Raw genomic sequence first — 14,570 nt, forward strand, 5'->3', positions numbered from 1 at the left:
CCCCCCTCTCCCATCCGCCCATCCCCTGCCCTCCCATGGGTGCGTGCCGCCCATGGCTTCAGTCGAGGATCTGACCATGACGAAACCTATCGCTGCCCGCGAGTTCGCCATTCATGGACTTGTGCCCATCAACCCGATGCGGACCGCCAGACAGGGCCGAGCGACGCTGGTCGACCTGGCGCGACAAACCCAGGCGATGCGCGCCAATGTCGCGCAGTTCTTTCCGCGCGACATCTTTCGCGACTCCGCCTGGGACATGATGCTCGAACTGTTCATCGCCGAACAGGAAGGCCGTCCGATCTGCGTCAAGGAGCTGATCCTGGTGTCGGGCGAAAGCTCCACCAGCGCGCTACGCCGGATCGACCGGCTGGAGACCGCGGCGCTGTTGCGGCGGCGGACCGATCCGGCCGATCACCGGCGACTGGCCGTCACCCTGACCCCGCGTGGCACCGACGCGATGACCGCGATGCTCCGCCACCTCTATCTGACGATGGGCGAGGCCGACAGCCACTGACCGCGCATCACCAGCGGGCGTCCCAGCCCAGGGTGAAGGTCCGCCCGCGCCCGGCGAAGAAGGCGAGATTGTCGTTCGGCAGCCGGGTGTCGCTGTTATAGTCGATATAGAAGCGGTCGAAGATATTCTGCGCGCTGAGCGACAGTCCGCCGAACGACGTCTGGTAGCGCAGATAGGCGTCCGTCACCGTATAGCCGCCGAAATTATTGCGTGGATCGGGGTTCGCCTTGCCGTGGAAGCTGCGCGACAGATACATCTGGGTCTGGACGCGCGCGGTCAGCGGGCCCGCGGCATAATCGGCGGCCAGGTTCATCCGGTCGGGCGAGATATTGGTGCCGTCCAGATCGGTATCGACGATCCCGTCCGGGTTGCGGGTGTCGCTGTCATATTTCCCGATCAGATGCGCATAGCCGGTCGAGACGCGAAGGCCCCGCACCGGCGTGCGCAGGCCCAGGTTGACCTCCAGCCCCTGTATCTCGACACGCTGGCGCTGCACCTGGAAGATGCCGTTGCCCAGCGCCAGCAGCACCTGGCCGTTGTTGCTGGTCGACCAGAAATAGGTCGTACTCGCATCCAGCGGCCCGCGCTTCACCTCCACCCCGATCTCGCGATTGTTGGAGATGACGGGATCGATCGCCCGGAAGTTGCCGAGGTCGGTGCCGGGCGTATCGACCGCGCGGGTGATCCGCCCGATATCGGCCATCGTGAAACCCTCGGCATAGCTGGCATAGGCGCGGATGCCGGTCAGCGGCTCGACGATCACGCCGCCATTGGTCATGATCCGGTCGAAGCCGGGCTCCCCGCCCCTGACGCTGACCCCGCCGAACGTGGCCGGGTTGCTGCCGTCATAGGTGGTGGAGACGAGCGTGTGATAGTCGGCGATGCGGACCTTCACATTCTCCCACCGCGCGCCACCCGCCAGCCGGACCACGCCGTCGAACAGCTTCAGATTGGCCTGGACGAACGGCGCCAGGCTGCGGAAGTCGGCGGGCGGCACCCAGACGCGGTTGGTCGCGATCAGCCGCTGCTCCGAGCGATCCTCGAGCGCGTCGAAGCCGATCGTCGCCACCAGCGCCTCGAACCCCGGCACCGCGCGTTCGTAGCTGGCCCGCAGCCCAAGCTTGCGCGAGCGGTTCTCCGACTGGTCGAGCAGCGTGCCGACCGGCGCGATCGCCGGATCCTGGAAGGTCGCGATCGGGGTCAACTCGCCGCCGAACGTGTCGTAGGTTCGGTTCAGGAAAAGCTGCGCGACCAGATTGCCGCCCGCCACGTCATGATCGGTATAGGATAGCGACACCGCTTCCGCCTTGTTCGCGGCGGGCTTGCCCGGCGGCGTGCCGCGCACCGCGCTGGTCGGGACGCCAGTCCGGCGATTGCCCGCCAGCGCGACGAAGCGCCCCTCCCCGTTGAGTTCGTAGCGGTTGACGATCAGATCGAACCGCCCGCTGTCGCGAACCTGCGCGCCCAGTCGCGCGAAGAAATCCGTGGCGTGCGAATCCTGCGTCTCGCCCTGGGTCAGGTTGATGCCGATCCGGCGCCCCTGCGCATCGTAGAAGACGCCGCGCCGCTCGTAGGATGCGCCCAAGGTCGCGTCGAAGATTCCCGCCTTGTACTGGACCAGCCCGGCGACCTTGCCGCCCGGCGAGTCGGCCTCCAATCCGTTCGCCACCGTTCCCTGCACCAGCGTGCGTCCCGACAATCCCTCGGTCGTCGGCGGCCCAACCGTCACCTGGTTGACGATCCCGCCGGTGCCACCGATCCCCTGAAGCGCGTTGGAGCCATAGATCACTTCGACCCGGTCGATGAAGAAGCCATCGATCGTGAAGCCGTCGCGGCTGCCGTCGCGCAGCGGCGTCGTCTGCGGGATGCCGTTGATCGCGTAGAGCGGCGAGCGACCGCGCAGCGTCTCCCCCGCGCCCGACAGCTTGCCGCGCGTCGGCGAAAAGCTGGGCGTCAACGCGGCGACCGCGTCGGTGACGCTGCCCGAAATGGCGATCTGCTGGTCGAGTGCCGCCTTGTCGATGATATCGATGGTCAGCGGCAGCGCGTTGGGCGGCAGGATCGTCCGCGCGGCGGTGATGACCACCTCCGCCGCGTCGCCACGCGGGTCGGCGGTGCCGTCATCCTGCGCCAGGGCTGCCGACGATCCCCCGATCATCGCCGCGATCGAAACGCCCAGCGAAAGCACCCGGCGTCCCGCCGCCATCCCCGATTTCCCCGAACGCTTCATTCTACCCCCGAAACCATTGACGTTGTTGCGGCGGTCGCCTAACGCAAGTCATTATCAATAACAAGGGCTGTCGGGCCGGTGATATCGACGCGTAGCGTGCTGTTCCAGATTCACTGGTTCCTCGGGATCACCGCCGGGCTGGTACTGGCCGTCATGGCTGTGACGGGCGCCCTGATCAGCTTCGAGCCCGAGATACTGGCGGCGACCAATCCCGGCATCGTGACGGTCGCGCCGGGACGCGGCGCGCCGCTGGCCGCCCCCGCCCTGATCGCGCGGATCAGCGCCCAGCACCCCGATACGCGCATTTCGCGCCTGGTGGTCGAGAGCGACCCGACAAGGGCGGCGTTCGTCACCTATGCGCTCGGCGACGCGAAGAAGCGGCTGCGGGGCTATGTCGATCCGACCTCCGGCCGGATACTGGGCGAGCCACGCGGGTCAGGTTTTTTCGAGACGGTGGAGAACCTCCATCGCTGGCTTGCGCTCCCTGGCAAGGGCAACGGTTTCGGTCGGCAGATCACCGGCTTCGCCGCGCTGTCGCTGATCTATTTCGCGCTGTCCGGCCTCTATCTGCGCTGGCCGCGCAAGCCGCTCGACTGGCGCAACTGGTTCGTGCTTGACCTACGGATGACCGGACGGAACCTGTACCGCGCGCTGCATGCCGTCATCGGCGGCTGGGTCCTGATCTTCTATCTCATCAGCGCGGGGACGGGGCTTTGGTGGTCCTATGACTGGTATCGCACCGGCGTCCGGCATCTCCTGTCGAGCGAGCAGGCGTCGCACGGGCCGCGCGAAGGCGGCAAGCGCCGTCGCGGGGCAGACGACGACGCGCCCGTCGACCTCGCCGCGACATGGCGTTCCTTCGAACGGGCGACCGCAAACCGCGCCTATGAGCGCGTCACCGCGACCGTCCGCGACGGCAGCGTCCAGTTCCGCGCCAAGCTGCCAGATGGCCGCCATGACCGGGTATCCGACGAACTCAGCATCGACGCCGCCACGGCGCGCGTCACCGCCGACCAGCCCTATGCGCAGCGACCGCTGGGCGACGATATCGTGACGAGCGTCTATGAGATCCATCGTGGCGCCTATTTCGGGCTGGCCGGGCGGATCGTCATGACGCTGACCAGCCTCACCATGCCGCTGTTCACCATCACCGGCTTTCTGCTGTATTTCGCACGGCGGCGACGAAAGGCCGCACTCGGCGCGGTGCCGACCGATATCGCCCCGGTTCCCGCCGGAACGGCGACAACCCTCGTCGCCTATGCCAGCCAGACCGGATCCGCCGAGCGGATCGCGCGATTGACCGCGCAGGCGATGCCCGGTGCCGCCGCGCTGCCCATCGCCGCGCTGACGCCCATGCAACTGGCGCGGGTCGACAGGCTGTTCGTCGTCGCCAGCACTTATGGCGAGGGCGAGCCGCCCGATGCCGCGCGCGGCTTTGCCCGGATCATGGCGCGGGCGCCCGACGATTTCTCGCACCTCTCATACGCCGTGCTGGCCCTGGGCGACCGCGAATATCCCGATTTCTGCGCCTTCGGCCACCGGATCGACCAGTGGCTGCACAGCGGTGGCGCCCAGCGGCTGTTCGACGTGATCGAGCAGGACGGCGAGGATGCCGACGCACAGCGTCTCTGGCAGCAGCAGCTCGCCAGCCTCGGCGCGCGGACCGACCAGCCCGACTGGGCCCCAGCGCCGATGGCCGAGTGGCGGCTGGTCGAGCGACGCCTGCTCAATCCGGGCAGCAGCGGCGGCGAAACCTGGCATATCGCGCTGGAGCCGGTGGAGCCCCCGGCGGACTGGGCGGCGGGCGACATACTGGAAATCCTGCCGCGACAGGATGTTCGCCGGGTCGAGGCGTTCCTGGCGGCCACCGGCTTGACCGATACGCCCGACCTGCGTGGGCGGCTGATGGACAGCATCCTTCCCGTCGGGGCCGGTCCCGGCTTCGACGCCGCAACGCTGCGCCCGCTCGCCCACCGCGAATATTCGATCGCCTCGATCCCCGTCACAGGGCGCGCCGAGTTGATCGTCCGGCTGGCCATGGCGGAGGACGGCCTGCCGGGTCTGGGCTCGGGCTGGCTATGCCAGGGCGCGGCGATCGGCTCGGTCGTGCGGGCGCGTGTCCACCGCAACGCCGCGTTCCACGCGCCCGCCGATCCCGCCACGCCGATGCTGCTGATCGGCAACGGGACCGGGCTGGCGGGTCTGCTCGCGCATCTGCGCGCGCGGGCGGCGAGCGGCGGCGGCCCGGTCTGGCTGTTCTGGGGCGAGCGGCACCCCGATCATGACGATTATCACCGTGCGGAGCGCCAGGCGCTCCTCGACAGCGGAACCCTGTCGGGCATGGCCACCGCCTGGTCGCGGCTCGGCCATGGTCCGCGCTACGTCCAGCATGTGCTGGCGGATTCGGCGGAGACGATCCGCGATGCCGTCGCGGCGGGCGCAGCGATCCATGTCTGTGGCAGCCTGAAGGGCATGGCGGGCGACGTGCATCGCCTGTTGACCGATATCCTGGGCGACGAGGTGCTGGAGGATCTGGCGGCGAGCGGCCGCTACGCGCGCGACATCTACTGAGCCGCCGCGCGATCCTCCGCCCGGTGGCCGAGCTGTTGCGAGATGCGCGCCGTGGTCGCGGCGAGGATGCGGCGCGCCTCCTCGATCGTCACCGATTGCGATCCGTCGATCGTCTCCAGGAACGGGATGGTGAGCGCCGCCATACACTCCCCGCCAAAGCCGAACACGGGGTAGCTGATGTCGGTGACACCGCGCGTGATCGGGCTTTCGCGCAACTCATAGCCCTGCGCGCGAACCCTCTCCAGATCCTCGGCGAGCCGCGTCCGGCCGATCGGCCGCCCCTGCGCCAGCTCGACCCGGTCGATGATCCGGCCGAGCTGGGCCTTGGGCGCGAAGGCGAGCAGCACCTTGCCGGAGCAGCTCGTCACGATATCGATCGACGCCCCCATGCGCAGCGCGAAGCCGCGCGTGCCCGGATTTTCCTCGCGCGCGATGACCAGCCCGGCACCACCCTCGATCACCACCAGATGGCAGGACTGCCCCACCGTCAGCGCCAGCGATTGCATCTCGGGAAGCGCAGCGGCGGTCAGCTGCCGCGCGGGCGTCGCGCGATAGGCGATGTCCAGGAACTTGTACGTCACCCGATACCGATCATCGATCGGCGACTTCTCGAGATAACGCGCCTCTTCCATCACCACGACGATGCGGAACAACTCGCCCAGCGAGCGGCCAAGCGCGGTCGCCATCTCGCTGACCAGCATACCCTGCGGGTGGCTGGCCAGCAACTCGATGATCAGGAACGCCTTGTCCAGCGCCGGCGCGGCATAGCTGCCCTTGCGGATACGTCCCTCGCCGGTCTTGCCGCCCTCAGCCGTCATGCCATTCCCCTCCATCGTCATGGGATTAGGGCGGCATGACGCGCCGGGCAAGCGGCGTCGCGCAGGCGCCGTGTCACGCGATGGTGACGATCGCCTTCAGCACAGAATCCGCCTCCGCGATCAGCTCGGGCAGACGGTTCGGTGCCTCGTCGAGCGTCAGCGTGTGGGTGCGGATCGCGTCGGTCGGGATCGCGCCGTTGCGGATGCTGGCGATGACATGATCGAAATCCACCGACAGCGCGTTGCGGCTGCCGATCAACGTCGTCTCGCGCTTGTGGAATTCGGGATCGGGGAACACCAGATCGTCCTTGCACACGCCGACCAGCGTAAAGCTGCCGCCATGCGCCAGCCAGTTGAGCCCGGCGCGCATCGCATGGATGTTGCCGGTGGCGTCGAAGACATGGTCGAACATCTCGCCATGCGTCATGGCCGACAGCGCCTCGGCCATCGCGTCATCGGCGACGACACCCTCGGCAAAGCCCAGCTTCTCGCGGGCATAGGCCAGGCGCGGCGCCCGCGTGTCGACCAGGACGATCCGCCCCGCGCCCGCGATCCGCGCGAACAAGGCGACGGCGATCCCGATCGGCCCCGCGCCCAGCACGATCACCTCCTCGCCCGCCGCCAGCATGGAGCGTCGCACCGCATGCGCGCCGATCGCGAGGAACTCGATCATCGCCGCCTGATCGAGCGACAGGCCCTCCGCGTCGATCACCGCGCCCTCGGGCACCGACAGCATCTCGCACATCCCGCCATCCGAATGGACGCCCAGCACGCTGATCCGCGCACAGCAATTGGGCTTGCCCCGACGGCAGGCGCGGCACGTACCGCAGGCGATATAGGGATTGATCGTCACCACCTGCCCGATCGCGAAGCGTGAACCCGACGGCGCCTCGACCACCTCGCCCGCCAGCTCGTGTCCGATCAGGCGGGGATATTCGAGGAACGGGTGCTTGCCGCCATAGATATGATAGTCGGTGCCGCAGATTCCGGCCCTGCGCATCCGCAACAGCACCTCGCCCTCGCCTCGCACCGGCGCGGGGCGATCCTCCACCCGGATCTCATTCGGCTGCACGCAGACCAGTGCCTTCATTCCACCCTCTTCCACATTCCTATATGCGACCATGCTCTCACATATGCCATTGTAGCGCTAGCCCGCTACGGCTAGTCTGCTCGAATAATTGCTCCGGACGCATGCTTCGTGCGCTTTGGGCAGCCGAGATGACGAAGAGAGGAAGCCGGATATGGCCCGACGCCTGTGTTTTGCGCTCGATCTGGTCGCGGATGCCGCGCTGATCGCCGAATATGAACATGCCCATGCGGCCGGGCAGGCCTGGCCCGAAGTGACGGCGGCGATCCGGGCCAAGGGGTTCCTGTCGATGGAGATCTGGCGCACCGGCGATCGGCTGTTCATGATCGCGGAGGTGGCGGACGACTGGCCACGCGCGATCCCCGCCGAGCTGGCGGCCACCGACGCGCGGTGGGAGGCGGCGATGGACCGGTTCCAAAAACCGCTGCCCCACGCCGCGCCGGGCGAGAAATGGGTCGCGATGGACCGCATCTATTCGCTGGATGCGCAATGACCGAGGCCACCCCGCCCCGATCCTGCATCCTGCAATTCGGGACCAGCCGCTTCCTCCAGGCGCATGTCGACCTGTTCGCGGCGGAAGCGCGAGCGGCGGGCCAGACGGTTCCGCCGATCGTCATCGTTCAGACCACCCGCGACCCCGAGCGCGCGCGAAGGCTGGCGGGCTTTGCCGATCCCGCCGGGTTTCCGGTCATCATCCGGGGATTGCGCGACGGAGCCCCCTATGAGCGGACCGTCACGGTCGACAGCGTTCGCGAAGGCCTGAGCGCCGCCAGTGATTGGGATCGACTGGTCGGGCTGGCGGAGGCGGAGATGACCCATATCGTCTCCAACACCGGCGACAGCGGATATAGCGTCGCCGACACCGACCGCGTCGCGCCGAAGGATGGAGTGGCGCCGGTGAGTTTCGCGGGCATGATGACCGAGCTGCTGCATCGACGTTGGCGAGCGGGCGGCACGGGCGTCACCATGCTGCCCTGCGAGCTGGTCGCGCGGAACGGCGATACGCTGAAGCGTCTCGTCACCGGCCTGGCGCGCGAGCAGGGGCGCGACGCCGCTTTTCTCGACTGGCTGGAGCGCGCGTGCCTCTGGGCGAATACGCTGGTCGACCGGATCGTCAGCGAGCCGCTCCACCCCGCCGGTGCGGTTGCCGAGCCCTATGCGCTCTGGGCGATCGAGCGGCAGCCGGGGCTGGTCCTGCCCTTCACCCATCCGGATATCGTCGAGACCGACGATCTGGAGCGCTATGAGCGATTGAAGCTCCACATCCTCAATCTCGGCCATAGCTGGCTTGCCGCGCGTTGGCACGGGCGCGGCGGCGCGGACGACCAGACCGTCCGTGCGGCGCTTGCCGATGCGGATACGCGCGCGGCGCTCGACCGGGTGATGGCGGAGGAGGTCATTCCCGGCTTCGCGGCACACGGGCTGGCGGAGGACGCGAGGGGCTATGCCGCGACCACGCTGGAACGCTTCGCCAATCCGTTTCTCGATCACCGGCTGTCGGACATCTTCTCCGGCCATGTGGCGAAGATCGACAAGCGGGTGGGCGCGTTCCTGCGCTGGGTCGACGCGACGGGGCAATCGGTCGCGATGCCGGAATTGCGGGCGCTGGCGAAGGGCGGGGCCTGACGTACCGCCCGCCGCGCGTAGCAATGAAATCGCTTCGCCGTCGACGTCGCACGCGCCGAACGGAGGTCGGGGAGAGCGGTGGAGGCCATTCCACCTGAGCCCTCCCCCCTACCACCCCCGCTCGGGCCGAGCGACGTCGAACCTCACGCCGCGTGCGGCAGACAGGCGGGCCCCTTGGCACCCGCCGCCTTGTAGGTCAGCACGAATTCCTGATGCCCCAGCGCTTCGGACTTGGTCTCCGCGCCCGCCGACACCGCGACGATCAGGTCGACGATTTCCGCCCCCACCTCGTCCAGCGTCGCGTCGCCGTAAAGGATGCGACCGGCATTGACGTCCATGTCGCCTTCCATCCGCGCATACATCTCGGGATTGGCGGCGACCTTGATGACCGGCGAGATGGCCGAGCCGACCACCGAGCCGCGCCCCGTCACGAACAGGTTGATATGCGCGCCGCACGCGATCAACTCGCCGATCTCGGCATTGTCGACGATATTGGGGAAGCCGAACTTCGGATCGCCCGCGGGCACCACGTCGAGCAGATACAGCCCCGGCCCCGGCGCCTGTTCGGCGGGCAGGATCACGCCGGTGATCGGGCGACAGCCCGACTTGGCATAGGCGCCCGCCGACTTTTCCTCCTGGCTCGACAGGCCGCCTTCGGCATTGCCCGGCGCGAAGCTGCCATAGCCCATCGCACGGTAATAGCGTTCGGCCTGCGCGACCGAGGCGATCAGGTCCTGCGCAACCTCCGGCGTCGCGGCGCGCTCGGCCATATGGCCCTCGCAACCGATCATCTCGCCGGTCTCCTCGAAGATGCAGATCGCGCCCGCATCGTACAGCGCGTCGAAGGCGCGGCCGACCGCCGGGTTGCCGGTGATGCCGCTGGTCCCGTCCGACCCGCCGCAGATTGTGCCGATCACCAGCTCGGACATGGTCATCGGCACGCGGACGGCTTGCGCATCCGCCGCCGCACGGACGCGTTCGACGGCGGCGATCCCCGCCTCCATGGCCCCGCGCGTGCCACCCGACTGCTGGATCACCACGGTTTCGACCGGGCGCCCCTGCTCGCGCGCATTGGCGGCCAGCGCCTCGCGGTTGAAGCTCTCGCAGCCCAGCGACAGCAGCACGACGCCGCCGACATTGGGATGCGTCGTCAGTGCCTTCATCATCGCCAGCGCATAGTCATTGGGGTAGCAGCCGGGAAAGCCGATCAACTGCACGCGCGGGTCGTCCATCCGGTCGACGATCCGCCGCGCGACGTGATGCGCACATTCGACGAGATAGACGACGACGATCGCGTCGCGAATGCCCTTGCGGCCATCGGGACGTGCCCAGGCCTGCCAAGTCCGTCCAGTCATGCCCTCGGTCATGCATGATCTCCGTGCGCGTCGCGCAGATGCGCGGGAATATAGTCGCTTTGCATATTGTGCATGTGAACCCAGCCTCCGGCGGGCGCGTCATGCGTCATCGAGCCGATGGGCATGCCGTATTTGATGACCTTGTCGCCGGTCGCCAGCGCGGTGACCGCCAGCTTGTGCCCCAGCGCCACGCGCTCGGTGATCAGCAGGTCATGGCCGTCGACGACGATATGTTCGCCCGGCTCGACGGTGCGGCAGCAGACCGCGACATTGTCGGTCGGGGTCAGACGGATCGCCGCGACGTTCATGCCGCGTCCCCCGGAACGGGAGCATCGGGGCGGACGAGCGCCTCCGCGCGCAGCTCCGCCCAGAAGGCGGACGGGATGGGTTCGGCATAAAGACGCATGGTATCGGCCACTTGTTGCGGATCGGCGATGCCCGGAATGACGCTCGCGACCTGGGGATGCGCGAGGACGAAGGCGAGCGCGGCGGCGGGAAGCGGGACATGGTGACGCGCCGCGACCTTTTCCAGCGCGCGGACCTTGTCCAGCACGGCGGCGGGCGCGGGCGCGTAGTTGTAGCGGGCGGCGGCATCGCTGCCCGTCGCCAGGATGCCGCTGTTATAGGGCCCCCCGACGACGATGGCGGTATCCGCCTTCGCGCAAGCGGGGAACAGTGCGTCGAGGGCCCCCTGCTCCAGCAAGGTATAGCGCCCGGCGAGGAGGATGACGTCGAACCGCGCCACCCCCATCAGCTCCAGGCAGACATCGACCTCGTTCACGCCGAGCCCGAAGCCGGAAATCGCGCCCTCGTCGCGCAGCCGCTCGAGCGCCTTCAGCCCGCCGCCCGCGATCAGTTGCTCGCGATATCTCGCATCCGCCTCGCCATGCGTGACGCGACCGATGTCGTGGATGAACGCCAGATCGACCTTGGCCAGCCCCAGCCGCTGAAGGCTATGCTCATGGCTGCGCAGTATGCCGTCATGCGTGTAGTCGTAGCGCATGTGGAAGGGCATGGCGGTGTGGAAGCCGTCGCGCTCGCGATCGTCGGTGATGCTCGCATCCGGGTCCATCAACCGCCCGACCTTGGTCGAGACGATGACGTCCCCCCGCCCGCGCAGCGCATCGCCCAGCCCGCGCAGCGCATCGCCCAGCCCGCGCAGCGCATCGCCCAGCCGCCGCTCGCTCAGGCCCCGGCCGTAATGCGGTGCGGTGTCGAAATACCGAAAGCCAGCGGCCAGCGCCGCCTCCAGTGTCGCTGCGGCCTGCGCATCGCTCATCGCGGCGTAGAGATTGCCCATCGCCGCCGCCCCGAAGCCCAGTTCGGGGAGCTGGCAACCGGTCCGACCCACCGACCGGCGGGGAATGTCAATCATAGATCCAGGTCCAGTCGATAGATGCGGTTGGCGTTGCGGCCCCACAGGTCGCGCCGCTCATCATCGGAATATTCCCCGAGCAGCGTCTCATAGGCGCCGAGCGTCCGGTCGAGATCGGCGGCAAGCCGGTCGGTCGGAAAGTTGGTCGCGACCATCACCCGCCGTGTGCCGAACCGGTCGATCACTTCGGCGACGATGTCGGCGAAACCGGCGGGGTCGAAGCGTGGCCCGACGAAACCCGCGCCCGACAGCTTGATCGCGGCGTGGGGCATGGCGGCGAAGGCCGCCAGTCCGGCGCGCCACTCCTCCAGCCCGTCCGCCGGGATCGGCAGTGCGAGATGGTTGAGGATGACCGGCACCTCCGGATGTGCCCCCGCAATCTCCGCCAGCCCCGCCAGTTGCGGCGGAAAGCCGTGAAAGTCGTAGCTGAGCCCATAGCGCCCGAGCAGCGCATAGCCCTCGCGCCAGCGCGGATCGCGGGTCAGATCGCGATCATAGGCCCGGCGCGTGGCGTCGCTCGGATGCCAGTTGATGAGATGGCGAATCCCCTTCACGCGCGGGTGCGCCGCCTGCCACGCCAGTTGCGGCTCGACCGCGGGATGATCGAGTTCGACCCGTGCGACGACACCGCTCGGCAATTCGTCCGCATCGGCGACGCGGTTCAACCAGACCGTCTCGTCCGCGCCCTGATCGGGATGCGCGCCCGCATCGACATGTACCGCGCCGACCAAATTCCACGCGGCGAGTTCCGCCCGGTAGTCGGCGATCCGATAATCCCCGGCGATCGCGGCGTTGGCCGCATCGTCCAGCCAGGGATAACGCAGCACGCCGTGATCCCAGAGATGGAAATGCGCATCGACAAAGGGCGGGCGCTGCTGGTTCACGCCATCGTCCAGCCGCCGTCGATGACGTGCATCTGCCCGGTGGTGTAGGCGCTTTCGTCCGAGGCGAGATAGAGCGCCAGCGCGGCGATCTCCTCGGCCCGGCCCAGCCGTCCCATCGGCTGGCGCGCGACAAAGGCCGCACGCGCCGCCTCTGCATCGCCCGTCGCGGCCAGACGCTCGTCCAGGCTCGGCGACTGGACGGTGCCGGGGCAGATCGCGTTGCAGCGAATGCCCTTGCCGACATAGTCGAGCGCGACCGAGCGGGTGATGCCAGCCACCGCGCCCTTGGACGCGCAATAGGCATAGCGATTGCCGACGCCGATCACCGCGCCCGCGACCGACGCCATGTTGACGATCGCGCCGCCACCTGCCGCGATCATCGCGGGGAGGAAGGCCTGCAACATATGCGTGATCGCATGGACGTTCAGGTCGAAGGACAGCCGGTATCCGGCGTCCTGCGTCGCCAGCAGGTCGCCCGCATCGACATAGCCCGCGCAGTTAAACAGCACGTCCACCGCGCCCGTCCGCTCGCCGAAGGCCGCGATCGCCGACGGGTCGAGCAGGTCGAGCACCTGGGTCTCGCAACCCCGGAGCGACGCCAGCGCCTCGGCATTGCGGTCCACGGCGATCACCTGCGCGCCCTCCGCCGCGAAGAGTTCGGCGGCGGCGCGGCCGATACCCTGGCCCGCGCCGGTCACGATCGCACGCTTGGCCTGTAAACGGCCCATCAGTTCATCTCCTTGTGACGCTTCATCAATATGGCAAAGCCCATGACGACCGCGAAACTGACCGTCGGGACCAGCATCGCGGCGGTGATCCCCGCCCGGTCGGACACCAGCCCCATCAGCGCGGTCAGCCCGGCGCCGCCGATGATCGCCATGACGATCAGCGACGCACCCGCCCGGCGCAGCGGCCCCAGCCCCTCGATCCCCAGCGCGAAGATCGTCGGGAACTGGATCGACATGAAGAAGCTGGCGGCGACCAGCGCGATCAGCCCGGGCCATCCGCCGAGGATCGCGGCGACGGCGGTCAGCACGATCGAGACGAACGCGAAGATCGTCAGCAGCTTGACCGGTGCCAGCCTCGCCATCAGCGCGCTGCCCAGAAAGCGTCCTGCCGCGAACAGCACCAGCGAGACGAACAGCGCGTCGGCCCCGCCCCGCTCGCCGAGCCCCGCATTGGCCTGCGCATAGCGGATGGTGTAGCTCCACACGCCGACCTGCGCGCCGACATAGAAGAATTGCGCGACCACCGCGCCAAGCAGGCGTGGGCGACGGAACACGTCGACGAACCGCCCGCTGCCGCCGCCCTCGCCCGCGCGAACCGGGGTGCCGGTCGGAAAGCGCACGAATGCCGTCGCCAGCGCGAAGAGCAGCACGACGATCGCGATCGCGACATAGGGCGGCGCGATCGCCTGCACCTCGGCCTTGTAGAAGGCCGCACGGGCGGCGCTGTCCATCGTCGCCAACGCGGACTCGTCATGCTCGATGCCCGACAGGATGAAGAAGCGCCCGATCAGGATACCGGTGATCGCGCCGAGCGGATTGGCCGCCTGCGCCCAGTTGAGCCGCCGCGTCGCACCCGCCGGATCGCCCAGCTCGCCCATCAGCGGATTCGCCGAGGTCTCGAGGAACGCCAGTCCCGCCGCGATCACGAACAGGCCGAGCAGGAACAGCTGGTACAGGCTGGCCGCCGCCGCCGGATAGAAGAGCAGCGCCCCGGTGCCATAGAGCGTCAGGCCGAGCACGATCGCCGCCTTGTAGCCATAACGCCGCATCACCAGCGACGCGGGCACCGCAAGCAGGAAATAGCCGAGATAGAAGACCTGCTGGACGAAGCTGGTCCCGAAGTCGCTGAGCGTGAAGGCCTTGCGAAACTGCGCGATCAGAATGTCGTTCAGATTGTTGGCCATGCCCCACAGGAAGAACAGGCTGACCGTGATGACGAGCGCGGGCAGGTAGCGACGCGTCGAACCCTCGGGGTCCGACGTGGCTGCGGCCAGCCTGTCGACCGGCAGATCGGCGGGAATGGCCATCGTTACCGTCCTCTCGTTCCGCTGGATGCTCGATCCGCCACCATCGGGGCACTCCTTCTCCATGAAATCTGTATT

The 14,570-nt window shown here is 68.2% G+C and carries 13 protein-coding genes; 4 read left to right on the forward strand and 9 right to left on the reverse strand.

Features of this window, described 5'->3' with window-relative positions; all coding sequences use genetic code 11:
* Positions 1-76: 76 nt before the first annotated feature.
* A complete protein-coding gene (locus tag LRP66_RS08810; RefSeq protein ID WP_230482127.1) occupies positions 77-514 on the forward strand; it encodes a winged helix DNA-binding protein in 438 nt (145 codons plus the stop codon).
* Positions 515-521: 7 nt separating this feature from the next.
* Here the strand turns inward: LRP66_RS08810 and LRP66_RS08815 are convergent, their stop codons facing one another.
* Positions 522-2,720: a TonB-dependent receptor gene (locus tag LRP66_RS08815; RefSeq protein WP_230482232.1), complete on the reverse strand. Its 2,199-nt coding sequence runs from the start codon at positions 2,718-2,720 to the stop codon at positions 522-524.
* 102 nt (positions 2,721-2,822) lie between these two features.
* Between LRP66_RS08815 and LRP66_RS08820 the strand changes: the two genes are divergently transcribed.
* Positions 2,823-5,315 (forward strand): sulfite reductase flavoprotein subunit alpha, encoded by a 2,493-nt coding sequence (locus LRP66_RS08820; RefSeq protein ID WP_230482128.1) that lies wholly within the window; start codon positions 2,823-2,825, stop codon positions 5,313-5,315.
* On the opposite strand, the gene LRP66_RS08825 is transcribed toward LRP66_RS08820, so the two are convergent.
* Positions 5,309-6,133: an IclR family transcriptional regulator gene (locus tag LRP66_RS08825; protein WP_230482129.1), complete on the reverse strand. Its 825-nt coding sequence runs from the start codon at positions 6,131-6,133 to the stop codon at positions 5,309-5,311. The two genes, LRP66_RS08820 and LRP66_RS08825, sit on opposite strands and share 7 nt — an antisense overlap.
* Before the next feature lie 73 nt (positions 6,134-6,206).
* Entirely contained in the window at positions 6,207-7,223 is a 1,017-nt protein-coding gene (locus LRP66_RS08830) for a zinc-binding alcohol dehydrogenase family protein (protein WP_230482130.1), read from the reverse strand.
* Between the two features lie 151 nt (positions 7,224-7,374).
* Here LRP66_RS08830 and LRP66_RS08835 point away from each other — a divergent pair, with 151 nt between their 5' ends.
* Positions 7,375-7,713: an L-rhamnose mutarotase gene (locus LRP66_RS08835; RefSeq protein WP_230482131.1), complete on the forward strand. Its 339-nt coding sequence runs from the start codon at positions 7,375-7,377 to the stop codon at positions 7,711-7,713.
* Positions 7,710-8,846: a mannitol dehydrogenase family protein gene (locus tag LRP66_RS08840; RefSeq protein WP_230482132.1), complete on the forward strand. Its 1,137-nt coding sequence runs from the start codon at positions 7,710-7,712 to the stop codon at positions 8,844-8,846. The genes LRP66_RS08835 and LRP66_RS08840 overlap by 4 nt, the downstream gene beginning before the upstream one ends.
* Positions 8,847-8,989: 143 nt before the next feature.
* Here the strand turns inward: LRP66_RS08840 and LRP66_RS08845 are convergent, their stop codons facing one another.
* Genes LRP66_RS08845 through fucP form a run of 6 tightly spaced genes read right to left on the reverse strand, consistent with a single transcriptional unit; the run spans position 8,990 to position 14,495 of the window.
* Complete coding sequence (locus LRP66_RS08845) at positions 8,990-10,201, reverse strand: UxaA family hydrolase (RefSeq protein ID WP_230482133.1); 1,212 nt, start codon at positions 10,199-10,201, stop codon at positions 8,990-8,992.
* Positions 10,202-10,209: 8 nt separating this feature from the next.
* Positions 10,210-10,509 carry a UxaA family hydrolase gene (locus tag LRP66_RS08850; protein ID WP_230482134.1) on the reverse strand — a complete coding sequence of 100 codons (300 nt, stop codon included), beginning with the start codon at positions 10,507-10,509 and terminating at the stop codon, positions 10,210-10,212.
* A complete protein-coding gene (locus tag LRP66_RS08855; RefSeq protein WP_230482135.1) occupies positions 10,506-11,576 on the reverse strand; it encodes an aldo/keto reductase in 1,071 nt (356 codons plus the stop codon). The genes LRP66_RS08850 and LRP66_RS08855 overlap by 4 nt, the downstream gene beginning before the upstream one ends.
* Positions 11,573-12,460: an amidohydrolase family protein gene (locus tag LRP66_RS08860; RefSeq protein ID WP_230482136.1), complete on the reverse strand. Its 888-nt coding sequence runs from the start codon at positions 12,458-12,460 to the stop codon at positions 11,573-11,575. Before LRP66_RS08860 ends, LRP66_RS08855 begins: the two co-directional genes overlap by 4 nt.
* Complete coding sequence (locus LRP66_RS08865; protein ID WP_230482137.1) at positions 12,457-13,188, reverse strand: SDR family oxidoreductase; 732 nt, start codon at positions 13,186-13,188, stop codon at positions 12,457-12,459. Before LRP66_RS08865 ends, LRP66_RS08860 begins: the two co-directional genes overlap by 4 nt.
* Complete coding sequence (fucP, locus tag LRP66_RS08870) at positions 13,188-14,495, reverse strand: L-fucose:H+ symporter permease (RefSeq protein ID WP_230482138.1); 1,308 nt, start codon at positions 14,493-14,495, stop codon at positions 13,188-13,190. Before fucP ends, LRP66_RS08865 begins: the two co-directional genes overlap by 1 nt.
* Between the last annotated feature and the right edge of the window lie 75 nt (positions 14,496-14,570).

This window comes from Sphingomonas sp. Leaf21 (genome assembly GCF_916858675.1).
Taxonomy (GTDB): domain Bacteria; phylum Pseudomonadota; class Alphaproteobacteria; order Sphingomonadales; family Sphingomonadaceae; genus Sphingomonas.

Excerpts from the sequence above, each read along its gene's own strand:
- LRP66_RS08810 (WP_230482127.1), top strand. The coding sequence starts at position 77 with ATGACGAAACCTATCGCTGCCCGCGAGTTCGCCATTCATGGACTTGTG.
- LRP66_RS08815 (WP_230482232.1), bottom strand. The coding sequence starts at position 2,720 with ATGGCGGCGGGACGCCGGGTGCTTTCGCTGGGCGTTTCGATCGCGGCG.
- LRP66_RS08825 (WP_230482129.1), bottom strand. The coding sequence starts at position 6,133 with ATGACGGCTGAGGGCGGCAAGACCGGCGAGGGACGTATCCGCAAGGGC.
- LRP66_RS08830 (WP_230482130.1), bottom strand. The coding sequence starts at position 7,223 with ATGAAGGCACTGGTCTGCGTGCAGCCGAATGAGATCCGGGTGGAGGAT.
- LRP66_RS08835 (WP_230482131.1), top strand. The coding sequence starts at position 7,375 with ATGGCCCGACGCCTGTGTTTTGCGCTCGATCTGGTCGCGGATGCCGCG.
- LRP66_RS08840 (WP_230482132.1), top strand. The coding sequence starts at position 7,710 with ATGACCGAGGCCACCCCGCCCCGATCCTGCATCCTGCAATTCGGGACC.
- LRP66_RS08845 (WP_230482133.1), bottom strand. The coding sequence starts at position 10,201 with ATGACTGGACGGACTTGGCAGGCCTGGGCACGTCCCGATGGCCGCAAG.
- LRP66_RS08850 (WP_230482134.1), bottom strand. The coding sequence starts at position 10,509 with ATGAACGTCGCGGCGATCCGTCTGACCCCGACCGACAATGTCGCGGTC.
- LRP66_RS08855 (WP_230482135.1), bottom strand. The coding sequence starts at position 11,576 with ATGATTGACATTCCCCGCCGGTCGGTGGGTCGGACCGGTTGCCAGCTC.
- LRP66_RS08865 (WP_230482137.1), bottom strand. The coding sequence starts at position 13,188 with ATGGGCCGTTTACAGGCCAAGCGTGCGATCGTGACCGGCGCGGGCCAG.
- fucP (WP_230482138.1), bottom strand. The coding sequence starts at position 14,495 with ATGGCCATTCCCGCCGATCTGCCGGTCGACAGGCTGGCCGCAGCCACG.